Raw genomic sequence first — 26,116 nt, 5'->3', positions numbered from 1 at the left:
AGTGTTATTCTCGTGACAAAGCATCTACAGGATTGAGACGCGCGGCATTTCGGGCTGGGATAAAACCAAACACAATACCAATTAAACTTGAGCAGACAAATGCTGCCACAATAGAGGTTGTGGAGTACGCCATTTGGAAGCTGCCACCGGCAAAATGGGTAATTAATTGCCCAATACCTAAAGACAGCAACACCCCTAAAACCCCACCTAAAATACATACCAACACAGCTTCAATTAAAAACTGCTGCAAAATATCACTTTGGCGCGCACCAACGGCCATACGCACACCAATTTCTTGGGTACGTTCGGTCACTGACACCAACATAATGTTCATCACACCAATACCACCGACAACTAATGAAATCACCGCAATTGCTGAAATCAGTAGGGTCATGGTTTGTGTGGTTTGCTGAATAGTTTCACGAATGCTGTCGGCATTTTGGGTAAAGACATCTTGTGTGCCGTGGCGCTGAGTTAATAGGCTTAAAATGGCATTTTCAGCGACTGCACTTGGGTATTCATCTTTAACCCGTACAATAATTTGTCGCACGTTGCTTTGCCCCAGCATACGACTCATTACCGTAGAATAGGGTAAATATACATTTAAGCTATCTGATGAACCCATCATGCCTGCTTGTGCATCCACCACGCCAATAATACGACTTGGCACGCTGCCCAATAGAATCACTTGCCCAATCGGATTTGAGCCGTCAGCAAAGAAGGTTCTTTGGGTATTGGTGTCAATTACTACATCTTGGGCTTGTTGATGAATGCTGGTACGGTCAAAGGCTTGCCCAGATTGAAAGTTCATGCCTTTGACATAAAAGAAATCTTCACTGACCCCATTGACGGTGGTAGAGGCTTCAATTTCTTTAAAACGTCCAGTCACGCTGCTGGTCACCGAAGGGCTAACACCATCGACATAAGGTTGTTCTGCTAAGGCATCGGCATCGGCTGGGATTAAGGTTTTAGCTTGTGCGGAGCGTGAGTTGTCACCAAAACCTCGCCCTTGGAACACGGTAATGGTGTTGGTGCCTAAGCTACTAATATTTTGCAAAATCTGCTGTTGTGAACCATTGCCTAGTGCTACTACAGACACTACAGATGCAATCCCGATAATAATGCCAAGCATGGTTAAAAAGGTTCGCATACGGTGCGCATTCATGGCGAGCACCGCCATACGAAAAGCCTCACCTAAACGGTCAAAAGCAGCACGGAATTTAGAGGTTTTCTTTTGCGGCGTAGCAGCTAGACTTTGTTTGCTAAAACCATCATCAATTTTAGGGACATTGGCTTTATCAGAGACAATATTACCATCTGAAATTTCAATAATACGGGTGGCATTTTTAGCCACGTTTAAGTCATGGGTAACCAAAATAATGGTATGACCTTTGGCATTGAGTTCACGCAAAATGCGCATGACTTCAATGCCACTATTCTTATCGAGTGCCCCTGTAGGTTCATCGGCAAGAATCACATCGCCACCATTCATTAAGGCACGCGCAATTGAAACGCGTTGCTGCTGACCGCCAGATAGCTGACTGGGACGGTTTTGGGTTTTTTCACCTAAGCCTAAGTCGCTTAACAGTTTAACTGCGCGTTCATGCCGCTCAGCAGGGTCAGCACCCGCATAAATCGCAGGGACTTCGACGTTACCAGCCGCATTTAAATCACCGAGTAAATGATAACGCTGGAAAATAAAGCCAAAGTATTCGCGGCGTAGCTGTGCTAGTTCATCGGCTTCGAGTTCACGGGTTTCGCGGCCTTTGACTTGATAGCTACCTGAAGTGGGTTTATCCAAGCAGCCTAAAATATTCATCAAGGTCGATTTACCCGAACCAGATTGGCCAACAATCGCCACCAATTCACCCGGATAAATCTCTAGATTAACGCCTTTTAGAATCTGGACGGTGCTTTCACCCGCAGGGAATTCACGGACCAGATTTTTTACCGCCAATAGCGGTTGTTGAGTCTGGCTCATGTTACATTCTCATTGGTGGACTGCCTGCACGGCTATTACTACGTTTTGCGCCATCATTTGAGGTGTCTGCCGCATCGGCAATCACCACTTGTTCCCCTTCGCTTAAACCACGTAATACTTGGGCATTGGCACGGTTATTTAAGCCAATTAAGACTTGTTTCATGACCACAGTCGGTTCAGCATCCGATGAGCCAAATAATTTAAAGCCTGTGTCATTTTGGGCTGCTTCAGCATGGGCTTGAGGTAAAACACGAACCATTGCCAGTGAGGCTTGACCTTGATCAATCAAGGCTTTTTCAGCAGCGTTCAGTTCTAAACGTACAGGACGCGGACCTTGTGTATTGTCATTGCTTGGACGTTCTGGGTGTGACCCTGCTGCAGCATCAGTACGGCTACGCTGAGGACGATTAGAGCCTTGTAGCGCTGCCGCAGGAATGGTTAGGGCATTGCGTGCTTCACGTAATACGATATAGACCTGTGCCGTCATATCAATGCGCAGTTTGCCATCTTCATTAGGTACATCAAACAGGGCGTTGTAATACACCGCCGTGCTTGACGATGAACTGCTGTTGTTGGTTTCGGTATTAATTGAACTTGGGGCAGGCTCGACTTGACGTAAAGTGGCGTAATGCTTTTTCTCGCTATTGCCTAAGGTCGTGAAATACACAGTTTGACCTTCTTGTACTTTCATTACATCGGCTTCTGAGATTTGTGCCTTAATGGTCATAGTGTCGAGTTGCGCCAATTTTACAATGGTTGGCGCACTTTGATTGGCGTTTACGGTCTGACCTTCTTCGGTCACAATCGCAACCACTGTACCATCCATAGGCGCTTTAATTTTGGTATAGCCTAAATCTTCTTGTGCGGTGGCTAAGGTGAGTTTAGATTGTTCAATTTGTGCGTTGATTGCTGCAATATCTGCTTGAGCTGTTTTATAGCTGGCAAGGGCACTTTCTAGCTCGGCACGTGAAGTTGCATCTTCTGCAAACATTGCCTGTTGGCGTTGATATTCTGCAGCGACTTTGGCTAAATTGGCCTGACGTACTGCCAATTGTGCTTGTTGATTTTTAATACTGGCTTTGGCTGTTTCTAAGTCGTTGCTTTGACGCACCGAATCAATTTCAGCAATCAATTGACCTTGTTTTACTTGGTCACCCAATTGCACATGCATTTTTTTGACTTGACCTGACACCTGCGCACCCACGCTCACCATTTTGGTGGCTTCGAGTACGCCAGTGGCCAAGACGGAATCTTCAAGGTCAGCTTTGGTGACGCTAGCGGTAATATATTGTGGGGTTTGTGGTGCTGGTTTAAAAAAGTACCATGCTGTTGCTGCAATCGCAGCAGCACACAACAAGGCCAACAAAAGTTTAGTGGGTTTGATCTTCACCATGAGCAATCGTATTTTTTTCCAAAAATTGCTCAAATTATAAGTGTGAAATGAGGATAAAGCGTGAATATTTTATATATATTGAAAATGATTCTTATTCTAACTGCTAAATAAACGCTGCCCACAGACTAAAGCAATCGCTTGTTGTAACAGATGTTCAGGATTTTCATGCCCTAAGCCTTTAATTGCGGCATCAATGCGTAATAACAGATCAGGCCAAGTTAAAAAATCTTGTGGATTTAAACGACGTAAGGCCTGTTGATAAAGTGCCACTTTGGTTTTCCAAATACCAATTTGCAGGGCATTCTGCGGTTGCTCAAAGAGTTGCATCAGCAAACGCATTTCTTTGCTCACACTCCATAAAATGAGTGTCATGGGTTCACCCGAGGCAATTAAATATTGGAAAATTTTAATGGCTTGGGGCAAATTGCCTTGCAACATCGCATCACTTAAATCAAAGCTGCTATAACGCGATTGATCTTGTAGGCAGGCTTGTAACTGGTCAATGCCAATGACATCGAGTTCAGCAAAAGTATCCCCCACACGCATTAAGCTATTTTTAGCAGCGAGTAAATTATGTTCATGATGTTGTTCTAACCAAACCCAAGCATCTTTTGCCAGTTTTAAACCAAGTTTCTCTGCTTCAACGGCCAAAATCTGTTGGCGGTCTTTTGGGTAGTTGGCGCTTAATGCCACCACAGTGCCATTGGCATCAATGGCTTGGAAAAATTTAGTTTTTAAGCTGGCGCTATCTTGTTTCGGCATCACGATCACTAAAATGTTTTCGTTGCTGTCGCCTTGCAAAAGATAGTTTTCGAGTTGTTTTAGGGCACTGGCATCGGGTTTGATATTGCCATGTACTTCAATGGCGAGTTGGGTGGCAAACAGAGATAGGCTATTTAAAGCGCTAAATACAGTTTTCCAGTCGGTAACGTTGCTTAAATCATAACGCTGCCGCTCGATGCCTTGAGCTTGCCAATGTTTGCGAAAAGCATCGAGTAGGTTTTGTTCCAGTAAAGGTTCTTGACCATGTAACACCCAAGCCCCACGAGCTGAGTCAATACGTTTTAAGGCTTGGAGGTAGTCAAGTTTCATAACAAATTACTGAGCGTTTGACGTCGTAGGTAAACGATTTGAAGAAATCTGACGCACGATTTGCTGGGCAATATCATCCACCATAACTTGGTTTAAATATTTGTTTTCTTGGTCATCGGTGTTAACGGTGGCTAAGTCGTATTGATAGGTACGCGTTGCAATCACGGTACGTGGTTCAGTTAAAGCATTACCTTGGGCATCTTCAATTCGGAACGTCACGTTTAAACGCAGTAATACTTCAATCAGTTTACCGTTAAGTTCCAAACGACGCGGGGTATAGTCCAAGATGCGTAACACATAAGCATCTGATGAGTTGCTCAGTTGTACGCCTGCTGCACCTAAGTAAATCGCCAGTTTTTCTTGTAATAGGTCGCTGTCTGGATTATTAGGCAAGACCACATTCATTTTTTGATAAGCCACAGGCGCAACGCTTGGATTGTTGCCTTTTAAATGAAAGCCACAGCCAGTTAAGCTTGCACCAAGACCACAAGTTAAAACAATTGCTGCTAAACGTTTGCCCAAATGCATGCGTTGTCCTCTGTTATGAGTTTAAAATTCTGTAGCGATTGTAAAGTCAAAGCCCGTTGACTGGCAACGGGCTTTGTTTGGGAATTGTGAAATCCTTATATTCCCCTCTTTTTAAAAGAGGTGAGAAGCAATGCTTCGCAAGGGAGATTAAATCCCTCCAAACTTCCCTTTCTTGCGCTTTGATCTAAAGCAGTGCTTTATATCTTACTCAGGGAGGCTTTAAGGCTCTTAAACCACCAAGTTCACTAACTTATTTGGTACCACAATTTCTTTCTTGGTTGGACCCGTCAAGAATTGCTGAACTTCAGGTAATGCTTTGGCTTGCGCAAGAATGTCATCTTTAGAGGCATCTACAGATACTTCAAGTTTGCCACGAAGTTTACCGTTCACCTGAACCACGATGGTTTGGGTATTACGGGTTAACGCAGACTCATCAACTTGTGGGAATTGAGCAGTGGTTAACTCAATACCAAACTGCGCCAATAAAGTCTGGCTTAAGTGTGGTGCAAATGGTGAAAGTAAGGTTAACAGTGTCGTGATTGACTCACGAGCTACAGCCACGTCATTGTCATCTTTCGCTTCAAACTTATTGTTTGCGTTAAGCAATTCCATCATCGCTGCAATCGCAGTGTTAAATGCATGACGACGTTCGATGTCATCACCCACTTTTTGGATGGTTTCATGTGTTTTACGACGCAAGTCTTGCGCAGCAGTTGAAAGCGTAGCTTTGTCGATCTTTGCAGCAGCAGAATTGCCTTTTTCAAGGAAGCTAGTTGTCAAGCGCCATACGCGTTTCAAGAAGCGATTAGCACCTTCCACACCGGCATCCGACCATTCAAGTGATTGATCAGGTGGTGCAGCGAACATCATGAACACACGAGCCGTATCTGCACCGTATTGGTCAATAATCGCTTGTGGGTCGATACCGTTGTTTTTCGATTTCGACATTTTCTCTTGACCACCAACGATCACGTCTTGACCATCTTCTTTATATTTCGCAGAAATGATACGACCTTTTTCGTCTTTTTCAAGTTCGATGTCGGCAGGGTTAAACCACGTTTTCTTACCTGACTCAGCTTCACGGTAATAGGTATCAGCAAGCACCATACCTTGTGTTAACAAGTTAGTGAATGGTTCATTGCCTTGTACTACGCCTTCATCACGCATCAATTTGTGGAAGAAACGTGCATAAAGTAAGTGCAGAATCGCGTGTTCAACACCACCGATGTATTGATTCACAGGCAGCCAAGTTTGACCTGCTTCAGGTTTTACCATGCCATCTGTAAAGTCAGGAGATGCGTAACGTGCGTAGTACCAAGAAGATTCTACGAATGTATCGAGTGTATCTGTTTCACGACGTGCATCGCCACCACAGCATGGGCAAGTGGTTTCGTAGAATTCAGGCATTTTATTCAATGGGTTACCTGAACCATCTGGTACAACGTCAGTTGGAAGCACAACAGGCAGTTGTTCTTCAGGCACTGGCACTTGACCACATGTATTACAGTTAATCATTGGAATTGGACAACCCCAGTAACGCTGGCGAGATACACCCCAGTCACGTAAACGGAATTGAACTTTAACGTTTGCAAGACCTTGTGGCTCAAGTTTTGCTAAGAATGCATCAAATGCGCCTTCAAAGTCTAAACCGTCAAATTCACCTGAATTAACGAGTTTACCTTCTTTCGAACCGTACCATTCTTGCCACTGTTTTGCATCAAAATTTGCATCATCTGCGCCTTTGGCATCAATCACTTGCTTGATGGTTAAGCCGTATTTATTCGCAAATTCGAAGTCACGTTCATCGTGTGATGGAACTGCCATCACCGCACCTGAACCGTAAGACATCAATACGTAGTTTGCGATCCAAACTGGAACTTCTTCACCAGTCACAGGGTGTTTTACAGAAAGACCTGTTGCCATGCCTTTCTTCTCAGCAGTGGCAAGATCAGCTTCTGCCACTGAACCCATACGGCATTCTTCAATAAATGCAGCAAGTTCAGGATTGTTTTCTGCTGCTTTCAGCGCCATTGGATGTTCTGCTGCAACTGCAACATAAGTCACGCCCATTAAGGTATCCGCACGCGTGGTAAATACCGTTAAACCATCTGCATAAACGTCTGGATTCGCTGAAGGGAAGGTAATTTCCATACCCTGTGAGCGACCAATCCAGTTACGTTGCATGGTCAGAACTTGTTGTGGCCAACCATCTTTTAGTGTGTCTAAATCGTCTAGTAATTCTTGCGCATAGTCAGTGATGCGGAAGTAGTACATAGGAATATCACGTTTTTCAACCAATGCACCTGAACGCCAGCCACGACCATTTTCAACTTGTTCGTTGGCAAGTACAGTTTGATCGACTGGATCCCAGTTTACGGTTGAAAGTTTACGGTAGATCAGACCTTTTTTATAAAGCTGAACAAATAACCATTGTTCCCAGCGATAGTATTCTGGGGTACAGGTTGCAAATTCACGATCCCAATCGACAGACAAACCAAGTTTTTTCAGTTGATCGCGCATGTAGGCAATGTTTTCAAATGTCCACTGTGCAGGTGCAACTTGGTGGGCAATCGCAGCGTTTTCAGCAGGAAGACCAAAAGCATCCCAACCCATTGGTTGCAGCACAGTTTCACCTTTTAAACGGTGGAAACGGCTAATGACGTCACCAATCGTATAGTTACGTACATGACCCATATGCAGCTTGCCACTTGGGTAAGGGAACATCGAGAGGATATAACGACGTGGACCTTCGACAGTGTCGGCAACTTTAAAGGCTTTCTGCGATTCCCAGTCCTGTTGGACTTGAGGCTCAATCGCACTGGCTTGGTATTCTGAGTCAATGTGAGTAGTCATATACGTAATACAAGAGAACGGTTAAAAATTTAAGTCACAGCATAGCGCAAAACGCACCTAAAAGTGAATTTTCGCTATAGCAAAAATTGGCTTAACGTCGATTCAGACCTTGTTGTAGCGCAGCATTGGCTTCTTGTTGCTGAACATCAACCTTGGCTTCTGGTTGTGCTGCGCTGTTATTTTGCCCATTTAGGTTTGCCGCAGGGCTTTTGGCTTGGCTATGTTGACGACTGCCATAGGTATCCACTTTGCTGAGTTTTTTTGCCGATTTAGGTGGCGGTGTGGTGGTATAATGCGTTGAACCTTTGCTATCGATCCATTTATAAAATTCTTGTGCTGACGTGACTTGGCTGGCTAAACCTAAACTGCTGAACAGGGCAGTGATCAGGGCAATTTTGCTAACATATTGCATAATTAATTTTTCTCAACTGAATAAAAAAAGTGTTGCCAAATGGCATATAGCATGGCGCTTATTTTGCGCGTTTTAACGCATATTTTACAGCTATAATATTGGCTGTTTTTTAGACTAAAAATACTGCCTTATTTTAGTTCTTTTGAGTTTGTTTATGCACACAAAATGTGCGTTATAAAACGAAGCTATATTTAAATCATTACATTTATTTATATCATTTATATAAATAAATCATGTAAAACTTAATTTTTAAGCAAATTTAGGGCTTTAGCTTAAAATGTGATAAATATCACCAAAGATTATTTTTTAAGCGCCTGATGAATAATCAATAAAAAGCCAATTTTTCACCTTGACTTTGTTGTTTGAAACAAGAAAAATGCTGTCTTTAGTTTTATATGTCTTAATTCGATCACCCTTCGAATGAGTACATCTTAGCAATGGACTTCTTCTCTAGCCGAGAAGATGAACAAAGCCAACAAAATATGTTTATCCCAACATGTTTTAGACCCCATATTGCTCAAACAGCATACAGGTCAGATTTTTTTCTTATTGCTATCAAAACTATGAAATATGTGTGCTATAACAGTGCAGACTATGAATGAATGAACGCATATACAACGACAAAAATTGTATATGTGACAAATATTAGGGTGAATCACGTTGGAACTTTTATCTGGTGGTGAAATGCTTGTTCGCGCATTAGCGGACGAAGGCGTTGAACATGTTTTTGGATACCCAGGCGGCGCAGTATTACATATCTATGATGCGCTTTTTCAACAAGAAAGAATCAATCATTACCTTGTACGTCATGAACAAGCCGCAGGTCATATGGCCGATGCTTATTCGCGTGCCACAGGTAAAACTGGTGTAGTACTTGTTACATCAGGTCCAGGTGCGACCAATACCGTAACGCCAATTGCAACAGCTTATATGGACTCAATCCCAATGGTGATTTTGTCAGGTCAGGTTGCAAGCCATCTTATTGGTGAGGATGCGTTCCAAGAAACCGATATGGTGGGTATTTCTCGCCCAATCGTAAAACACAGTTTCCAAGTGCGTCATGCCAGCGAAATTCCGTCAGTGATTAAAAAAGCATTTTATATCGCGTCTTCAGGTCGTCCAGGTCCTGTTGTGGTTGATATTCCAAAAGATGCGACTAATCCTGCAGAAAAATTCGCCTATGAATATCCTGAAAAAGTGAAGATGCGTTCTTATCAACCCCCGCATCGTGGTCACACAGGTCAAATTCGTAAAGCCATTGACGAACTTTTACATGCTAAACGTCCTGTGATTTATACAGGTGGTGGTGTGGTACAAGGCAATGCCTCAGCGCAGTTGACTGAATTGGCGCATTTGTTAGGTTTCCCTGTAACCAATACTTTAATGGGCTTAGGTGCGTTCCCAGGCAATGACCCACAGTTCATTGGTATGTTGGGTATGCACGGTACTTACGAAGCCAACATGACCATGCATAATGCAGACGTGATCTTGTGTATTGGTGCGCGTTTTGATGACCGCGTGACCAATAATCCAGCAAAATTCTGCCCAAATGCCAAAGTCATTCATATTGATATTGACCCAGCAACCATTTCAAAAACCATTATGGCGCACATTCCAATTGTGGGCGCGGTTGAACCTGTACTCAACGAGATGTTGGCACAATTGAAACAACTCAACGTTTCTAAGCCAAATCCTGAAGAGATTGCAGCGTGGTGGGCACAAATTAATGAATGGCGCAAAGTACACGGCTTGAAGTATGAAGCTGGTACAGACGGTGTCATGAAGCCACAACAAGTGGTGCAAGCATTAGATAAAATTACCAACAGTCAGGCGATTATTACTTCTGACGTAGGTCAGCATCAAATGTTTGGCGCGTTGTACTACCGTTATACCCGTCCACGTCAATGGATTAACTCAGGTGGCTTAGGCACTATGGGCGTAGGTTTACCTTATGCCATGGCAGCGAAGCTTGCATTCCCTGATCAACAAGTCGTGTGTATCACAGGTGAAGCATCGATTCAGATGTGTATCCAAGAGCTTTCGACGTGTAAGCAATACGGCTTAAACGTAAAAATCTTGTGCTTAAACAACCGTGCTTTAGGTATGGTGAAACAGTGGCAAGATATGAACTACGAAGGTCGTCATTCTAGCTCTTATGTTGAGTCTTTACCTGACTTTGCAAAATTGATGGAAGCTTATGGTCACGTAGGTATTCAAATTGACCATGCTGATGAGCTTGAATCTAAGCTTGCAGAGGCGATGGCGATTAATGACAAATGCGTATTTATTAACGTCATGGTAGATCGTACTGAGCACGTTTATCCGATGCTTGTTGCGGGTCAATCTATGCAAGATATGTGGTTAGGCAAAGGGGAGCGTACATAATGCGTCATATTATCTCTGTACTCGTTGAAAACGAAGCAGGTGCGCTTTCTCGTCTAGTGGGTTTATTTTCTCAACGTGGTTATAACATTGAGACCCTAAACGTTGCACCAACGGAAGACCCAACATTATCGCGTTTAACTTTAACCACTTATGGTGATGAGCACAAAATCGAGCAAATCACTAAGCAACTGAATAAATTGGTTGAAGTGGTGAAAGTGGTTGACTTGTCAGAAGGCGCGCACATTGAACGTGAGCTGATGTTGATTAAAGTCAAAGCTTTAGGTTCTGCGCGTGCTGAAATTAAGCGCACCGCAGATATCTTCCGTGGTCAGATCGTCGATGTCACCCCAACGACATATACCATTCAAATCGCAGGTACAACCGACAAGATTGACGGTTTTATTGATGCCTTAGCCGAGAACACTATTTTAGAAGTAGTGCGTTCTGGTGTGTCAGGCATTGCGCGTGGCGAAAAAGTTTTAACAATCTAATTTAATTAAATAATTTTTTGACAACCTCAATATAAACCTATACAACTAGGTAAGGCTTAACCCAAGCAAAAAGTGGTTAAGCCATGAGGGAAACAAAGCATTCAAGCGGAGACAGCAATGCAAATTTTTTACGATAAAGACTGCGACTTATCTATCATCCAAAGCAAAAAAGTAGCAATCATTGGTTACGGTTCACAAGGTCACGCACATGCGCTTAACCTTAAAGATTCTGGTGTAGACGTAACTGTTGGTCTTCGCGCTAACTCTACTTCTTGGAAGAAAGCTGAGAATTCTGGTCTTAAAGTTGCTGAAGTTGCTGCTGCTGTTGCACAAGCTGACGTAGTGATGATCTTGACTCCAGATGAGTTCCAAGCTCAACTTTACCGCGACGAGATTGAGCCAAACATCAAACAAGGCGCAACTTTAGCATTTGCTCACGGTTTCTCTGTTCTTTATAACCAAGTTGTTCCACGTAAAGATCTTGATGTAATCATGGTTGCTCCAAAAGCACCTGGTCACACAGTACGTTCTGAATACCAACGTGGTTCAGGTGTTCCTGACTTAATCGCGATCCACCAAAATGCTTCTGGTAACGCGCGTAACTTAGCTCTTTCTTACGCTTCAGGTGTAGGTGGCGGCCGTACTGGTATTATCGAAACTTCATTCCGTGAAGAAACTGAAACTGACCTTTTTGGTGAGCAAGCAGTTCTTTGTGGTGGTGCAGTAGAATTAGTTAAAATGGGCTTCGAAACTTTAGTTGAAGCTGGTTATGCGCCTGAAATGGCTTACTTCGAATGTCTACACGAACTTAAATTGATCGTTGACTTAATGTTCGAAGGCGGTATCGCGGACATGAACTACTCTGTATCTAACAACGCTGAATATGGCGAATATGTAACTGGTACTGAAGTAATCAACGAACAATCTCGTGAAGCAATGCGTAATGCACTTAAACGTATTCAATCTGGCGAATACGCGAAGATGTTCATCCAAGAAGGTGCTTTAAACTATCCTTCTATGACTGCTCGTCGTCGTCAAAATGCTGCGCACGGTATCGAAGTAACTGGTAACAAACTTCGTGCAATGATGCCTTGGATTCAAGCAAACAAAATCGTAGACAAAGAAAAGAACTAATTCTTTGATCTAGCAGATTTTAAATGCTAAAAAGACCCTCGTGAAAACGAGGGTTTTTTTATGAGTGATAATAAAGAAGATAAAGGCTTAATCTCAAAATTTGTACCGTGGATAATTTTGTATACTTTTCTAATACTTACTTTATTGATTGCAAAATTTTCTACATTTGAATTTTCTGATGATATTTCTAAATGGGGATCTGTTGGGGACTATTTTGGTGGTCTCATTAACCCAATGCTAGCTTTCTTAAGTTTTATAGCGTTATTGGCAGCACTCAAATATCAGCGTGATCAAATTGAACAGACAACAACTCAATTACGACAAAATGAACAAGCTTTAGAGCAAGCAATTCTTGCAATCCAACAAAATGAAAAAGCTTTGTCCCAGAATGCTAATGCTTTAGAAATAAATAATGCAGAGTTAGCTTTAGCAACCAAAGCACATCAGGAAATAGAAAAGACTCAAAAACTACAACAATTTGAAAATAATTTTTATCAATTGTTTTCGCAGCTTAATAACTTACAAGATTATTTACTAGAAGAATATGTCGGAAAAATAGATAGTATCTTGAACAGTGAATTAAATGTTTTTGGTACTAAGAAACAGCTCATAAATTCAAGAAAAATTAGTGGATACTTTATTCTGCTATATCAAATTATGAAATTAATAGATAATGAAGTGAAAAATTTCCCTAGCGAATATAAAAAAGATACTGAAGAATGGAAAATTGAGATAAAAAAACAGAAAAAATTTTATACTAATTTAATTAGAAGTCAGCAAGAGGATAAAATACTACAACTACTTTTTATCAACTGTTTTGATGATGGATTTTCGGAGTATAAACGATATTTAAGGGAAGCAAGTTTTTTTGAACATATGAGTTTAACTAATGATGTTGGCTATAATTATCAATTACTGTGTGCATTACCTTTTTATATTTTGGATGATAAAGAACTCAAAAAATCTAAAAATATTCCATTTTTTGATGAGGGGTTAGGCTTATTGGGATTAACTCAACCTGAAATTGCACCTTTATTAAAAATTATTTATCAAAAGAAAGAAAAATCTTTCACTGAAATGCAATTTTTACAACAGATAACGTGTGATTTTTTACATGTAGGTGAACATACACTACATGATAAAAATGTTTTATTAAAAAGATTAAGTTTTTTGAGAGAATCGTCATTAAATTTAGAGTTTCAAATAATTAATCAAAATATTCTTAAAGAAATAGACATAAAAATAAATAGAGTGATTTTTAATATAGAACAAATACACATTGTTGGAGACCGAGAAGAATTCATTGTTCTAGATTTAGATAAGAAACACGTTTTACTTAAGAGAATTGAGAGCGGAGACGAATCACATTTAGATGGTATATATCCTTAGTAATAAAGTAATTTTTGATCTTTATAATATATCTATATGCTAAATTAGCCTTCTCCCAATCTAACTATTTTGAGGTTAAATCATGAAAAAACGTTTGCTTATACAATCACTTGTACTTGCTTTACCTGTTTTAGGTTTAACCTCAATGACGATTGCAAATAGCAATTTGCCACAAATTAATAACGTCTATGTACCTGTGCATCGTGTCTTAGAATCAGCGGAACAACGCTACTTATTACAAGTCACCACAGGCGTTTGGAATCCACAAGCTACCTTGTTTGACCGTATTAATAACAGCACCGTGTATTTTAATGGCACACAAAAAGGCAATAATCTGAGCTTATACTCGGTAAACCAGTTGCTTGCAGGTACAGAAACCAATACCCATAAAATCAATGCAGATGTAAATATTAGTAGTGGCAATCTAAACAGCCAAATTATCAGCAGCCGCTTTGACAAAAATGTGGATTTTCAACCTTTAATCAAAGTACAAAATCGCCCAAGCTTTAGCTTTAAATTCTATGGCGGTGCCACAATTCAGCAAGTAAGTATTACAGATCGTAGTAGCCAACGTGTAGTGCAAAACTTAACAGGTTTTAACGCTAGCCCTGAACGTATGGACTATATGGATCTCAACTTTGATGGTTATTATGACCTTGTGTTTGTGAATGCGCGTGAAGCAGATCGTTATATTTACTGGATGTATAATCCGAAAACTGCACAATTCCAACGTGCGCCACAATTAGAAAAATTAGCAGGTCAGCCTAAAATTGATGGCTTAACACGACAAGTGAGTTTTGGTGAGCAAACTTTTAAAGTTGAACAGGGTTTATTGCGCCCGCTTTAAATTATTCTAAGGACATTAAACTGTCATACAACGCAGCTATGCTGAACTAAAAATAAAAACAGAGCGAGCTGCGTGATGGACAATCTCAATATTGGCGGCCTCTTTAAACAACAAGATTTTCCGGATAATTTTAAATTTTATTTAAAAAATCAACATGTTAATTTCACGGATGAAATCACTGTTTTAGAAGCTTTAGTGCGACCGCGTCTTAAAATCGCGATTGTGACCGAAACATGGCCACCCGAAATTAATGGGGTGGCACACTCCTTATTGCATTTAAGCCAAGGTCTGCAAAAAAACGGTCATAAAATTTTACTCATTCGACCAGAACAACGTGGGCGTTGTACGAGTTTTAGCCCCAATCAAGAATGCTTGGTCAAAGCCCAACAAATTCCGCGTTATCCGAGCTTACAATTTGGTTGGCCACAAATGCTTAAAGTCACGCAAGCATTAGATGAGTTTATGCCAGATGTGGTGCATATTGTGACTGAAGGGCCATTAGGCTTTGCAGTGTTACATGCTGCCAAAAGTAAAGGCATTCCAGTATCCAGTGGTTTTCATTCGCCATTTCAAGATTTTAGTCGCTTTTTTGATTTGGCTTTTTTGGTTAAACCGATTCAAAGTTATTTACGTTGGTTTCATAACAATACCAATCTCACATGTGTCCCTAGCCGTGATACCGAACGTGCCTTACGTGACTTTGGCGTGACCTGTCCATTAACAGTGGTTGGGCGTGGGGTAGATACTGAGCTATTTCACCCAGAGCGACGTTCTGAACAATTAAGACAACAATGGGGCGTGCAAGCCAATACGCGGGTGATGCTGTATGTAGGACGTTTATCACCTGAAAAAGAAATCGAGTTTATTATTCAGCACTACAAACAAATACTGGCTACGGGGCAGGCGCTTAAGTTGGTCATTGTTGGCGATGGGCCACAGCGTAATGAACTCTTAGCATTGAATGAAAACCGTAACATTATTTTTACAGGCAGTTTAAGCGGTATAGAACTTGCAACAGTTTATGCAAGCTGTGACGTCTTTGTATTTGCCAGCCAAGTTGAAACCTTTGGTAATGTGGTGCTCGAAGCCATGGCCAGTGGTTTAGCTGTGATTGCCTATGATTATGCCGCTGCCCATTTATATATTAAACATAAGCAGATGGGCTGGTTAGCGCCCAAAGGTGATCAACACGGCTTTGCACAGTATATGCAACAGCTACCACAACAAAAAACTTTACAAAAAATGGGGCAACAAGCACGCCAAATGGCTAATCAAATCGGTTGGGATTATCCAGTTGGACAGCTTGAACAAGCTCTTTATCGTGTGGCTCGGGAGAGCGTGATGCATACCTAGCCATCCTTGATCACAAGGAGAAGCAAATGAATTTTAGACGCGCAAAAATAAGAATATTGGCACTCGATTTAAAGGGTTGTGTTTATTTAAATCATTTTTCACATTCACAGCGAATTTGCTATGTCTTTCGTGGCATTAGTCGTATGGGCGATGGTCCGTTTTGGTATGCTATGTTAGCACTGGCATGGTGGGTACGCGGTTGGGACTTTAAAGGCAGTGTGTTGTATGTGCTACTCGGTACATTAGTAGGCACAGCAATTTATAAAATTTTAAAAACTAAAACCATTCGTCCCCGTCCTTATCAAGTGCATCAGGTGATTCATTTGGGTGAAAGGCCGCTAGATCATTTTAGTTTTCCATCAGGGCATACCTTGCATGCGGTATTGGCGACCGTGGTATTGGGGTATATTGAACCATTATTACTGGTGTTGATGCTGCCATTTACGCTTTTAGTAGCACTTTCACGCATGATTTTAGGGCTGCATTATCCTAGTGATGTGATGGTCGGAGCATTAATTGGAGCAGCGGTGGGTAGTTTAATTATCCTCTGTGCACCATATTTTGATGTGCTGTTATAACAGCTAAAATTTGCTAAAGTAGGCAGACATATTGATTTAGGATGAATTATGGGCTTACGTTGGACAGATACAATTGACATCGCAATTGAGCTTTTAGAGGCACACCCAGATGTCGATCCGCAGTGGATTCGTTTTACTGATTTGCATGCATGGGTGTGTGCCTTACCTGACTTTGAAGACAACCCAGAAAAGTCAACTGAAGGTTTATTAGAAGCCATTCAAATGGCATGGATTGATGAAGCAAACTAATTGCCACGAAAAAAAGCAATTTTTTTACATATCAAAAGCAGAAAAAAGCCCATTATTCGGTATAATGCGGCAAATTTTCATGTCAATTTGACTTAAGGAGCCTATCATGGCGATTGAACGTACATTATCTATCGTAAAACCAGACGCAGTTGCTAAAAACGTTGTAGGCGAAATCTTTGCTCGTTTCGAGAAAGCTGGTCTTCAAATCGTTGCAACTAAAATGAAACACTTGACTCAAGCTGAAGCTGAAGGCTTCTACGCTGAGCACAAAGAACGTGGTTTCTTTGCTGACCTCGTTGCTTTCATGACTTCTGGTCCAGTTGTTGTATCTGTTCTTGAAGGCGAAAACGCTGTTCTTGCTCACCGCGAAATCCTTGGCGCAACGAATCCTAAAGAAGCTGCTCCTGGTACAATCCGCGCTGACTTTGCTGTAAGCATCGACGAAAACGCTGCTCACGGTTCTGACTCTGTAGCATCTGCTGATCGTGAAGTTAACTACTTCTTCGCTCAAACTGAGATTGCTCCACGTACTCGTTAATACGCAGTATTCAAACCAGATAAGTGTTATTATACTTATCTGGTTTTTTTATTCCTGAAATTTAATTTGTTCACTTATTGAACATCTCCTTCTCTATTGAAAGCATGGTCTAGGTAATTACACATGAGTACTGAAGTGGTCGCTTCATCTGCACATTCTGATGAAAAGCAACAATCTACGTCTGTTCAGACGCATACACCGGTGGCAAAAGTGAACTTACTTGGCATGTCACGTCCGCAAATGGAAAAATTCTTTGAGGACATGGGAGAGAAGAAGTTTCGTGCCGGACAGGTCATGAAATGGATTCACCAATTTTTTGTTACTGATTTTGCCGAGATGACCAATATTTCGGGCAAATTACGTGAAAAATTAGAAAAAATCGCTGAAATTAAAGCGCCAGAAGTGGTGCATAAAAACTATTCTAAAGACGGTACCCGTAAATGGGTATTCCGTGTTGGTGATGGGGCGGGTTCATTGGTTGAAACTGTCCTGATTCCTGCCGAAGATAAAACTGGTTTACGTAAAACCTTATGTATTTCATCACAAGTGGGCTGTGCACTCGATTGTTCATTCTGTTCTACAGGTAAACAAGGTTTCCAACGTGACTTATCGCAAGCGGAAATTATTGGTCAGCTGTGGATGGCGAACTATTCCTATATGGAAGATGTAGCCGTGGCAGAGCGTGAACGTTCTGTAACTAACGTGGTGATGATGGGTATGGGTGAACCCCTCCTTAACTACGACGCAGTGTTAAACTCAATGCGTATTATGCTCGATGACTTTGCTTATGGTATGTCGAAGCGCCGTGTCACCCTGTCAACTTCAGGTGTGGTGCCTAAAATTGACCAATTGGCACAAGATATTGATGTCGCTTTAGCCATTTCATTACATGCAACCAATAATGAGCTGCGTGATGAATTAGTACCAATCAACAAGAAATATCCACTTGAGCAATTGATTGCTGCATGTCAGCGTTATATCGCCAAAGACGGCAATGAAAGCTCACGTAAACACGTCACGATTGAATATGTGATGCTGGATGGTGTGAATGACAAACCTGAACATGCGCAGCAAATGATTAAATTGCTAAAAGACTTACCAAGCAAAATTAATTTAATTCCGTTTAACCCGTTCCCACACGCGCCATACGGTCGCTCAAGCCGTAACCGCATTATTTCTTTCCAAAAAACTTTGTCTGATGCCGGTTTTGTGTGTACGATTCGTCAGACTCGTGGTGATGATATTGATGCGGCATGTGGTCAATTGGTTGGACAAGTGGCTGACCGTACTCGCCGTGCGGAACAGTGGAAAAAGAAAGTTGCAGCGCAAAACGAAATTATGCGTTCGCAAGGATAAGCAAATAAAGGGGGAAGATTGGGTGCAACAGACAATAGTTAAACAGCTTGCTGTAGGGTTCTTTGTTGCGACGGCACTGCTCTTGAGTGGCTGTCAAACCAGCTCTTCTTCCACTCCTTATAAAAAAGACCCAGCGAAATCGCTACAGGTGCGCACCCAATTGGCGGCCGAGCATCTACGCAATGGTGATTTAGATGCGGCAAAGCGTTCTCTTGATCAAGCCTTAGCGCATGATTGGCGTGACAGTAATGCCAATATGATGATGGGGATTTTGCTGCAACAAGAAGGCAGCAAACTCAATTTAGATAAAGCTGAAAGTTATTTTAAGCGTGCGATCAGCAGTGATCCAGATAATGCGCAAGCACGCAATAACTATGGTACCTATTTATATCGTTTAGAACGTTATAATGATGCAATTGAACAGCTGTCAATTGCGGGCGCTGCGCTGGGTTATGAGCAGCGTTATCTGGCATTGGAAAATTTAGGTCGGGTTTATTTACGCCAAGGGGATGAGTTGAATGCTGAAAAAACGTTCAAACAGGCCTTATCAGTAAATCGCGATTCGACAATTTCAATGTTAGAGTTAGCTGAAATTTTTTATTTACGCGAACAATATGCGGGCGCGACTCAGTTGTATGAACAATTTGTGCATCGGGTTGGCTCACATAATCAAAGTTCACGTGCGCTTTGGCTAGGAATACGTATTGCGCGTGCCAATTCAGATCAGCTCGGGCAGCAAGCCTTAGTCAATCAATTGCGTGCCTTATTCCCCAATAGTCAAGAATACCAACGTTATCTGCAATTACAGTACAGTACTGAGGCCGTATGGAAATAAATCCTAATTCATCGCAATCGACTGGTTCAAGCACAGCTCCAAACGCATTAGGAAATGTACAACGTCCAGGTGAGTACTTACGTCAAGTTCGTATTAATCAAAAACGTGACTTAGCTGATGTGGCTAAAGCGTTAAATATTCCTGAAAAAACGTTAACTGCACTTGAGCAGGATGATTATAAAGCACTCCCAGAAGCGACCTTTATCAAAGGCTATTACCGTAGCTATGCCAAGTTTTTGCAGGTAGATGCTAGCAATATTATTCAACGTTTTGATGAAATTTATGCCAATGATACCGGTCTAATGGCCAATCATGCCTTAGATAATTCACCGATTAAAATCATGGGTAAATTGCCGGGTTCTAATCGTGATCGCAATAAAAAATGGTTAAAACGTGCTGCAATAAGTGTAGCGGTGTTGGTGCTGCTGTGGGCATTGATTGCTGCTTTAAAGAGCCGCTCTGATGATCAAGAGCCAGTACCTGCCGAAGCTGCGGTAGAAGTGCTATCTATGGATGGTTCAACCATCGCAACTACAGGCGATCAACTGGCATTAAGCTTTAATCGTCCAACTTCTGTGCATATTGTTGATTCAACAGGTAAGGTATTGTTAACAGGTCGTCAAGCGACTGCGACAACAGTCAGCGGTGAGGCACCTTTCCAGATTCGCCTTGATGATGCGACTGCTGTGTCATTAAACTTAAACAATGAAAATATTTCATTGAGCCCATACACTGTCAATGGCAAGGCCGAATTCCGTCTGTCACGCTAGGCTTAAGAGTATTGTTATGATCGTAAATCCAATTCAACGCCGTCCAACTCGTAAAATTCGCGTGGGTTCGGTGTATGTCGGTGGTGATGCGCCGATTAGCATTCAAAGTATGACCAACACAGAAACCTGTGACGTGGCAGCAACTGTGGCACAAATCCAACGTTGCATGGATGCGGGTGCGGATATTATGCGTGTGTCTGTGCCGACTATGGAAGCCGCCGCCGCTTTTGGTGAAATTCGTAAACAAGTCCAAGTACCTTTAGTTGCCGATATTCACTTTGACTACAAAATTGCCTTAGCTGTAGCTGACTTAGGCGCAGATTGCTTGCGAATTAACCCAGGTAATATTGGTTCAGAAGCCAAAATCCGAGAAGTAGTGGCTGCGGCACGTCATAACGATATTTCAATGCGTATTGGCGTCAATGCCGGCTCTTTAGAAAAAGATATTCAAAAGAAATATGGCGAACCAACAGGTCAAGCATTGCTTGAATCAGCGATGCGTCATATTGATATTTTAGATCGTTTAGATTTCCAAGAATTTAAAATTTCAGTTAAGGCATCCAATGTATTTTTAACCATGGATGCTTATCGTTTGTTATCACAACAAATTGATAATCCACTGCATTTAGGGGTAACCGAAGCGGGAATTTATCGTACAGGGTCAGTGAAATCAGCGATTGCGCTTGGCGGTCTGCTCATGGAAGGCATTGGTGACACCATGCGTATTTCGCTGGCGGCTGAACCTGAAGAAGAAGTGAAGATTGGTTTTGATATTTTAAAATCACTCGGTCTTCGTTCTAACGGTATTAATTTTATTGCTTGCCCAAGTTGTTCACGTCAAGAATTTAACGTGATTAAAGTGATGCAGCAGCTAGAAGAACGCCTTGAAGATGTCCGTACCCCAATGGATGTCTCGGTGATTGGCTGTAAGGTCAATGGCCCAGGCGAAGCCAAAGAAGCTGATATTGGTGTCGTAGGTGCAGCACCACGTTCTTTGGTATATAAGAATGGTGAAAAAAGCCATTTAATTGATACCAATCAGCTGGTTGATGAAATTGAAAACATGGTTCGTCAACGTGTCAGCCAGCTTGAAGAAGCTAAATCTAAAGAAATTATTCGTACAAGTTTTCCTGAGTAAATCATGAGTTCAATCGTCGCAATTAAAGGTTTTAACGACTGTCTTCCAACGCAAACTCCAGCGTGGCGACGTCTAGAACAGCATCTCTCGAGCTTGATGGATGCCTATGGCTATCAACAAATCCGTTTGCCGATCGTTGAACAAACCAATTTGTTCAAACGTTCAATTGGTGATGCAACCGATATCGTTGAAAAGGAAATGTACACCTTTTTAGATAAAGGTAATCCACCTGAGTCTTTGACCTTACGTCCAGAAGGGACAGCAGGTTGTGTACGTGCCATGCTTGAGCATAATTTGCTGCGTGGTGCAACGCCGCGCGTGTGGTACGTTGGCCCAATGTTCCGCTATGAAAAGCCGCAAAAAGGTCGCTATCGTCAGTTCCATCAATTTGGTGTCGAAACCTTTGGGGTTGCAACACCAGATATGGACGCGGAATTGATCTTAATGACGGCGCGTTTATGGAAACGTATGGGTGTTGCTGATAAAGTTCAACTTGAACTCAATACCTTAGGTGAGTCAGATGAACGTGCAGCATACCGTGCAGCTTTGGTTGATTTCTTAGCAGCACATAAAGATGATTTAGATGAAGATTCTCAGCGCCGCTTGACCACCAATCCACTGCGTATTTTGGACTCTAAAGATGCTAAAACTCAAAGCATCTTAGAAAATGCACCAAAATTGCATGACTTTATGGGTGAAGAAACGTTGGCACATTTTGCTCAATTGCAGCAGTATTTAAAGGATGCTGGAGTGAGCTTTGTGATTAATCAAAAACTGGTTCGTGGTTTAGATTATTACAACAAAACCGTATTTGAATGGACCACGACGCATTTAGGTTCACAAGGTACCGTGTGTGCAGGTGGTCGTTACGACGGTTTAGTGGGTCAGCTTAAAGGTAAAGCAGATCAATCTGTACCTGCGGTTGGTTTTGCCATGGGTATGGAACGTTTATTGTTGCTACTTGAGCAAGTGGGTGAGGCTGAGCCTGTACGTGATTGTGAAGTGTTTTTGGTTTCAGAGCCTGCTGCACAAGGTAAAGCACTGGTATTAGCAGAACAACTACGTGATCAATTAGAAGCTGCGGGTAGTACGATTCGTCTTAAAGTCGGCTCACAAGGTTCGATGAAATCACAGATGAAAAAAGCCGATCAATCAGGCGCGATCTATGCCTTGATCTGTGGTGAGCGTGAATGGGAAACTGAGCAAGTGTTGCTAAAAAAATTAGCCACCGCTGAGCAAAGTGAAGTTGCGTTAACGCACATCACTGCATTTATGCTAGAACAATTGTCTTCACAATAAAATATAAGGAAAAGGGTAATCACATGAGCGCACTAAGTGATGATGAACAACTCAATAGCTTAAAAGATAATACTAAGAAATACGGCTCTGCCGTGGTTTCTGGGGTATTGGTTGCGCTGATTGCCTATTTCGGTTGGACTTATTGGCAGAAAAACCAGCTCGCAGCAGCGCAGTTGGAAACTGCCAAGGTTCAGCAGTTAATGGATCAAGCGGCAAGCCTAGATGTCAAAGATGCCAATGCGTGGAATAGCTTGACCAAAACTGCAGATGAAATTGTAAAAAAATATCCAGATTCGGCACAGGCCATTCAAACTCAGTTTATGCTGGCAAAATTAGCCTATGATCAAGGCAATTATGCTGCAGCTGAAAAAGCCTTAAAAAAAGTTGAACACTCAAAAGTGGACGACCAAGGCTTAATCCAATTGCTAAAATTACGTTTAGCCTACAGTCAGTTAGCGCAAAATAAATACGATGAAGCTTTAAAAAGCTTAAGCGCAGTCACAGACCCTGCTTTTAAAGCCACTGCTGATGAAGCAATGGGGGATGTGTATGTGGCCAAAAATGATATCGCCAAAGCAAAAAAAGCTTATATGAGCGCATGGGATGCGTTGTTAGAACGTAAACAAGAACGCCAAATTTTACAAATTAAACTCGAAAGCGTCGGCGTTTTAGTAGATGATCCTGAAATCGAACGCCCAGTTTTAGAGACACAAATGGATGAGTCTTAATGAAAATGAGTTATAAAATTCCTTTGGCTTTTACCGTTCTAAGCCTCGCTTTGGTAGGTTGCTCGAGTAAAGCAGTCAAAGTAGAACAAATAAAACCTAATCCATTGCCTAAAATTTCTGCTTCACAAAGTATTGCACCCATTGCAAGTTATAGTGTTGCAGCCACCCATAAAGTTGACCCATTACGTTTACAACTTGGCGTCGATCAGGGTCGAGTTTTTGCTGCAGATCCAAAAGGTGAAGTGACAGCTTACCAAGGCAAACAACGCTTGTGGCAAACTCAAGTGTCTAAAGCGGGCATTAGTGCAGGTGCTGTTGCAGGCGAAGGCATTGTGGTTGTTGCCAATAAAAAAGGTCAACTGTTTGCCCTTGATCAAGCTACAGGTAGTAAAAAATGGCATAGCCAGTTGACTGGAGCAGTCTTAGCACCGTCTTTAATTCAAGCGGGTCGTGTCATTACACTTGCCAATGATGGCACTGTATTTGCACACGATATTGCAACGGGTCAGCAAGTGTGGACCTATAACTTACCAAAAATTGACTTTAGTATGCGTGGTACAGCTGCACCTGTTGCGGTAGATCCGCGTACCGTGTTGGTGGCTTGGGCAAATAGTTATGTGTATGTGATTGATACTGTAACAGGTATTCCACACCTACAGCGCCGTGTATCCATTAACGATGGTCGTTCTGATATTCAGCGTTTAAATGATATTGATGGTGAACCTGTTGTTGCAGGTCGCTATTTGATTAGCACCAGCTATCAAGGTCAGCTGACTGCTTTAGATTTGGCTTCACAACAAGTCATTTGGAGTGAAGACGCTTCAAGCTTACGTAGCCCTGTTATATTTGATAACAAAGTTTTTGTGACACAAAGCACAGGTAAAATCAGCGCACATGACATCACAACGGGTCAGCAGCTTTGGCAGAATGAACAATTACTGCATCGCAAGTTAAGTAACCCTGCTATCTTAGGCAACCAGCTTGTAGTTGGCGATTTAGATGGTGTTTTGCATCTAATTGATCCAAACACTGGTCACTTAGTTGGACGTGCTAAAACCGCAGGCGAAGTACGTTCATTACGTAGCATTGACCAGCAGTTATATGTTTCTAGTCAAAAGGGCACATATAGCATTTGGCAGAATCGTTAATTTTTTACACGCTTGTGGTAAACTAAGCACAATCGTATTTTTTACACGGGGACATACTTAGCAATGCCCCCGTGTTTTATTTAGTCTTTGACTCATTTTTCTTCCCATTGTTTCTGATGTTCAGGCCACTTGTACTGGCTGATCTTAACTATAAGGTTAATCTATGAAACCCGTAATTGCGCTCATTGGTCGTCCGAACGTCGGAAAATCAACGCTGTTCAACCAGATTACCAAGAGCCGTGACGCATTGGTGGCAGACTTCGCAGGTCTGACACGTGACCGTAAATATGGTGATGCCACTTACCAAAATAAATCTTTCATCGTTGTCGATACTGGTGGTATTGGTGAAAGTGAAGGTGGTATTGACTCATACATGGCAGAGCAATCAAAAACTGCTATTAACGAAGCAGACATCATCATTTTTGTGGTGGATGCGCGTGCAGGTTTACTCGCATCTGATGAGCAAATTGCCCGTGAATTACGCACATTAGGTAAAAAAGTTTATCTTGTTGCCAACAAAGTAGATGGGGTACATGCTGAAGCTGCTTTAGTTGAATTCTTTAAGCTGGGTATGGGTGAGCCACTTCAGGTTGCTGCGAGTCATGGTCGTGGCGTACAGCAAATGCTTGAAGATGTATTGCAAGATGTGCCTGAAGATGATTTATCTGAGCAACGTGATGAAGACACGGGCTTACGTTTAGCCATTATTGGTCGTCCAAACGTAGGTAAATCAACACTCGTTAACCGTCTATTAGGCGAAGAGCGTGTGGTTGCCTTTGACCAACCGGGTACAACCCGTGACTCGATTTACATTCCATTTGAGCGCGAAGGGCGTAAATACACGCTAATCGACACCGCAGGTGTACGTCGTAAAGGTAAAGTGGATGAAATGATCGAGAAATTCTCGATTGTGAAAACTTTACAAGCCATGAAAGATGCCAATGTGGTTGTAGTTGTTGTCGATGCCCGTGAAGGTATTGTAGAGCAAGATTTACACTTAATCGGCTATGCTTTAGAAGCAGGTCGTGCCATGGTGATTGCGATCAATAAATGGGACAATATGTCTGAGTATGATCGTAAGCAATGTAAATTGGATGTAGAACGTCGCTTTGACTTCATTCCATGGGCAAAAATTCACTTAATCTCTGCCTTGCATGGTACAGGCGTAGGTGAGCTTTATCCTTCTATCCACCGTGCTTACGAGTCATCACGTCTTAAAGTATCTCCTGCAAAAATCACCCAGATTTTGCAAGACGCGACAGAAGCTCACCCACCGGGTATGGTACAAGGGCGTCGTATTAAAATGCGTTATGCGCATATTGGCGGTCAAAACCCACCAACGATTGTGATTCACGGTAACAAGGTAGATAAAACCCCTGCCGATTACCGTCGTTATTTAGAAAACGTGTTCCGTAAAGTGTATAAGCTTGAAGGTACGCCAGTCAAAATTGAATTTAAAACCTCAGAAAACCCATTTGAAGGTCGTAAATCACAAATGGACGAGCGTGCTGCTGCGCGTAAACGTCGTTATGTACAGAAATTTAAGAAAGCTGAGAAGAAATTTAAACGCTAAGTTTTTCTTTTGCTTGAGCTTAAGCCCAGTCTAAATGACTGGGTTT

At 42.0% G+C, this 26,116-nt stretch carries 23 protein-coding genes; 17 read left to right on the top strand and 6 right to left on the bottom strand.

Annotated features, from left to right (window positions below):
• Positions 1-4: 4 nt before the first annotated feature.
• From CYK47_RS07235 to CYK47_RS07210, 6 genes are all read right to left on the bottom strand, one after another.
• Entirely contained in the window at positions 5-1,981 is a 1,977-nt protein-coding gene (locus tag CYK47_RS07235) for a MacB family efflux pump subunit (protein WP_122900299.1), read from the bottom strand.
• Between the two features lies 1 nt (position 1,982).
• Positions 1,983-3,374, bottom strand: coding sequence for an efflux RND transporter periplasmic adaptor subunit (locus tag CYK47_RS07230; RefSeq protein WP_122900297.1), 1,392 nt, complete (start codon positions 3,372-3,374; stop codon positions 1,983-1,985).
• Positions 3,375-3,470: 96 nt separating this feature from the next.
• The gene (holA, locus tag CYK47_RS07225) at positions 3,471-4,466 is read right to left on the bottom strand and encodes a DNA polymerase III subunit delta (RefSeq protein WP_122900295.1); all 996 of its coding nucleotides are present in this window, start codon (positions 4,464-4,466) and stop codon (positions 3,471-3,473) included.
• A gap of 6 nt (positions 4,467-4,472) precedes the next feature.
• Positions 4,473-4,994 carry an LPS-assembly lipoprotein LptE gene (locus CYK47_RS07220; RefSeq protein WP_122900293.1) on the bottom strand — a complete coding sequence of 174 codons (522 nt, stop codon included), beginning with the start codon at positions 4,992-4,994 and terminating at the stop codon, positions 4,473-4,475.
• 228 nt (positions 4,995-5,222) lie between these two features.
• Positions 5,223-7,847 carry a leucine--tRNA ligase gene (leuS, locus tag CYK47_RS07215; RefSeq protein WP_122900291.1) on the bottom strand — a complete coding sequence of 875 codons (2,625 nt, stop codon included), beginning with the start codon at positions 7,845-7,847 and terminating at the stop codon, positions 5,223-5,225.
• 91 nt (positions 7,848-7,938) lie between these two features.
• Positions 7,939-8,259, bottom strand: coding sequence for a DUF4124 domain-containing protein (locus tag CYK47_RS07210; RefSeq protein ID WP_122900289.1), 321 nt, complete (start codon positions 8,257-8,259; stop codon positions 7,939-7,941).
• A gap of 660 nt (positions 8,260-8,919) precedes the next feature.
• Here CYK47_RS07210 and CYK47_RS07205 point away from each other — a divergent pair.
• From CYK47_RS07205 to der, 17 genes are all read left to right on the top strand, one after another.
• The gene (locus CYK47_RS07205; protein WP_122900287.1) at positions 8,920-10,644 is read left to right on the top strand and encodes an acetolactate synthase 3 large subunit; all 1,725 of its coding nucleotides are present in this window, start codon (positions 8,920-8,922) and stop codon (positions 10,642-10,644) included.
• Positions 10,644-11,135: an acetolactate synthase small subunit gene (gene ilvN, locus CYK47_RS07200; protein WP_122900285.1), complete on the top strand. Its 492-nt coding sequence runs from the start codon at positions 10,644-10,646 to the stop codon at positions 11,133-11,135. Before CYK47_RS07205 ends, ilvN begins: the two co-directional genes overlap by 1 nt.
• Before the next feature lie 117 nt (positions 11,136-11,252).
• A complete protein-coding gene (gene ilvC / locus CYK47_RS07195) occupies positions 11,253-12,269 on the top strand; it encodes a ketol-acid reductoisomerase (RefSeq protein ID WP_122900283.1) in 1,017 nt (338 codons plus the stop codon).
• A gap of 60 nt (positions 12,270-12,329) precedes the next feature.
• Positions 12,330-13,658 carry a putative phage abortive infection protein gene (locus CYK47_RS07190; protein WP_122900281.1) on the top strand — a complete coding sequence of 443 codons (1,329 nt, stop codon included), beginning with the start codon at positions 12,330-12,332 and terminating at the stop codon, positions 13,656-13,658.
• A gap of 82 nt (positions 13,659-13,740) precedes the next feature.
• Complete coding sequence (locus CYK47_RS07185) at positions 13,741-14,505, top strand: XAC2610-related protein (protein ID WP_122900279.1); 765 nt, start codon at positions 13,741-13,743, stop codon at positions 14,503-14,505.
• Positions 14,506-14,580: 75 nt separating this feature from the next.
• Complete coding sequence (locus CYK47_RS07180) at positions 14,581-15,858, top strand: glycosyltransferase family 4 protein (RefSeq protein WP_122900277.1); 1,278 nt, start codon at positions 14,581-14,583, stop codon at positions 15,856-15,858.
• 26 nt (positions 15,859-15,884) lie between these two features.
• Complete coding sequence (locus tag CYK47_RS07175; RefSeq protein WP_122900274.1) at positions 15,885-16,436, top strand: phosphatase PAP2 family protein; 552 nt, start codon at positions 15,885-15,887, stop codon at positions 16,434-16,436.
• Positions 16,437-16,484: 48 nt separating this feature from the next.
• Positions 16,485-16,685, top strand: coding sequence for a Fe-S cluster assembly protein IscX (gene iscX, locus CYK47_RS07170; protein ID WP_122900272.1), 201 nt, complete (start codon positions 16,485-16,487; stop codon positions 16,683-16,685).
• A 106-nt stretch (positions 16,686-16,791) separates the two neighbouring features.
• A complete protein-coding gene (gene ndk, locus CYK47_RS07165; RefSeq protein WP_122900270.1) occupies positions 16,792-17,223 on the top strand; it encodes a nucleoside-diphosphate kinase in 432 nt (143 codons plus the stop codon).
• Positions 17,224-17,346: 123 nt separating this feature from the next.
• A complete protein-coding gene (rlmN, locus tag CYK47_RS07160) occupies positions 17,347-18,579 on the top strand; it encodes a dual-specificity RNA methyltransferase RlmN (RefSeq protein ID WP_122900268.1) in 1,233 nt (410 codons plus the stop codon).
• Between the two features lie 22 nt (positions 18,580-18,601).
• Entirely contained in the window at positions 18,602-19,414 is an 813-nt protein-coding gene (pilW, locus tag CYK47_RS07155; protein WP_228722432.1) for a type IV pilus biogenesis/stability protein PilW, read from the top strand.
• On the top strand, positions 19,405-20,184 hold the full coding sequence (locus CYK47_RS07150) for a helix-turn-helix domain-containing protein (RefSeq protein WP_122900264.1): 780 nt from the start codon (positions 19,405-19,407) through the stop codon (positions 20,182-20,184). Before pilW ends, CYK47_RS07150 begins: the two co-directional genes overlap by 10 nt.
• Positions 20,185-20,200: 16 nt before the next feature.
• Positions 20,201-21,322, top strand: coding sequence for a flavodoxin-dependent (E)-4-hydroxy-3-methylbut-2-enyl-diphosphate synthase (ispG, locus tag CYK47_RS07145; protein WP_122900262.1), 1,122 nt, complete (start codon positions 20,201-20,203; stop codon positions 21,320-21,322).
• Between the two features lie 3 nt (positions 21,323-21,325).
• Positions 21,326-22,621, top strand: coding sequence for a histidine--tRNA ligase (gene hisS, locus CYK47_RS07140; protein ID WP_122900260.1), 1,296 nt, complete (start codon positions 21,326-21,328; stop codon positions 22,619-22,621).
• 23 nt (positions 22,622-22,644) lie between these two features.
• The gene (locus CYK47_RS07135; RefSeq protein WP_122900258.1) at positions 22,645-23,349 is read left to right on the top strand and encodes a YfgM family protein; all 705 of its coding nucleotides are present in this window, start codon (positions 22,645-22,647) and stop codon (positions 23,347-23,349) included.
• Positions 23,349-24,497 (top strand): outer membrane protein assembly factor BamB, encoded by a 1,149-nt coding sequence (gene bamB, locus CYK47_RS07130; RefSeq protein WP_122900256.1) that lies wholly within the window; start codon positions 23,349-23,351, stop codon positions 24,495-24,497. The genes CYK47_RS07135 and bamB overlap by 1 nt, the downstream gene beginning before the upstream one ends.
• A gap of 163 nt (positions 24,498-24,660) precedes the next feature.
• Complete coding sequence (der, locus tag CYK47_RS07125; RefSeq protein ID WP_122900254.1) at positions 24,661-26,070, top strand: ribosome biogenesis GTPase Der; 1,410 nt, start codon at positions 24,661-24,663, stop codon at positions 26,068-26,070.
• Positions 26,071-26,116: the final 46 nt, after the last annotated feature.

This window comes from Acinetobacter sp. B51(2017) (assembly GCF_003711395.1).
GTDB lineage: Bacteria > Pseudomonadota > Gammaproteobacteria > Pseudomonadales > Moraxellaceae > Acinetobacter.
The sequence above is the reverse complement of the archived record's forward strand: the minus strand, read 5'-3'. Positions and strand labels throughout refer to the sequence as shown.

Bases quoted from the DNA above. Each gene is read 5' to 3' on its own strand.
- iscX (WP_122900272.1), top strand. From the start codon at position 16,485: ATGGGCTTACGTTGGACAGATACAATTGACATCGCAATTGAGCTTTTA.
- hisS (WP_122900260.1), top strand. From the start codon at position 21,326: ATGAGTTCAATCGTCGCAATTAAAGGTTTTAACGACTGTCTTCCAACG.
- CYK47_RS07185 (WP_122900279.1), top strand. From the start codon at position 13,741: ATGAAAAAACGTTTGCTTATACAATCACTTGTACTTGCTTTACCTGTT.
- ispG (WP_122900262.1), top strand. From the start codon at position 20,201: ATGATCGTAAATCCAATTCAACGCCGTCCAACTCGTAAAATTCGCGTG.
- bamB (WP_122900256.1), top strand. From the start codon at position 23,349: ATGAAAATGAGTTATAAAATTCCTTTGGCTTTTACCGTTCTAAGCCTC.
- rlmN (WP_122900268.1), top strand. From the start codon at position 17,347: ATGAGTACTGAAGTGGTCGCTTCATCTGCACATTCTGATGAAAAGCAA.
- CYK47_RS07135 (WP_122900258.1), top strand. From the start codon at position 22,645: ATGAGCGCACTAAGTGATGATGAACAACTCAATAGCTTAAAAGATAAT.
- CYK47_RS07235 (WP_122900299.1), bottom strand. From the start codon at position 1,981: ATGAGCCAGACTCAACAACCGCTATTGGCGGTAAAAAATCTGGTCCGT.
- CYK47_RS07175 (WP_122900274.1), top strand. From the start codon at position 15,885: ATGAATTTTAGACGCGCAAAAATAAGAATATTGGCACTCGATTTAAAG.
- leuS (WP_122900291.1), bottom strand. From the start codon at position 7,847: ATGACTACTCACATTGACTCAGAATACCAAGCCAGTGCGATTGAGCCT.
- der (WP_122900254.1), top strand. From the start codon at position 24,661: ATGAAACCCGTAATTGCGCTCATTGGTCGTCCGAACGTCGGAAAATCA.
- CYK47_RS07210 (WP_122900289.1), bottom strand. From the start codon at position 8,259: ATGCAATATGTTAGCAAAATTGCCCTGATCACTGCCCTGTTCAGCAGT.
- CYK47_RS07230 (WP_122900297.1), bottom strand. From the start codon at position 3,374: ATGGTGAAGATCAAACCCACTAAACTTTTGTTGGCCTTGTTGTGTGCT.
- CYK47_RS07150 (WP_122900264.1), top strand. From the start codon at position 19,405: ATGGAAATAAATCCTAATTCATCGCAATCGACTGGTTCAAGCACAGCT.
- ilvN (WP_122900285.1), top strand. From the start codon at position 10,644: ATGCGTCATATTATCTCTGTACTCGTTGAAAACGAAGCAGGTGCGCTT.
- ndk (WP_122900270.1), top strand. From the start codon at position 16,792: ATGGCGATTGAACGTACATTATCTATCGTAAAACCAGACGCAGTTGCT.
- CYK47_RS07180 (WP_122900277.1), top strand. From the start codon at position 14,581: ATGGACAATCTCAATATTGGCGGCCTCTTTAAACAACAAGATTTTCCG.
- ilvC (WP_122900283.1), top strand. From the start codon at position 11,253: ATGCAAATTTTTTACGATAAAGACTGCGACTTATCTATCATCCAAAGC.
- holA (WP_122900295.1), bottom strand. From the start codon at position 4,466: ATGAAACTTGACTACCTCCAAGCCTTAAAACGTATTGACTCAGCTCGT.
- CYK47_RS07220 (WP_122900293.1), bottom strand. From the start codon at position 4,994: ATGCATTTGGGCAAACGTTTAGCAGCAATTGTTTTAACTTGTGGTCTT.
- CYK47_RS07190 (WP_122900281.1), top strand. From the start codon at position 12,330: ATGAGTGATAATAAAGAAGATAAAGGCTTAATCTCAAAATTTGTACCG.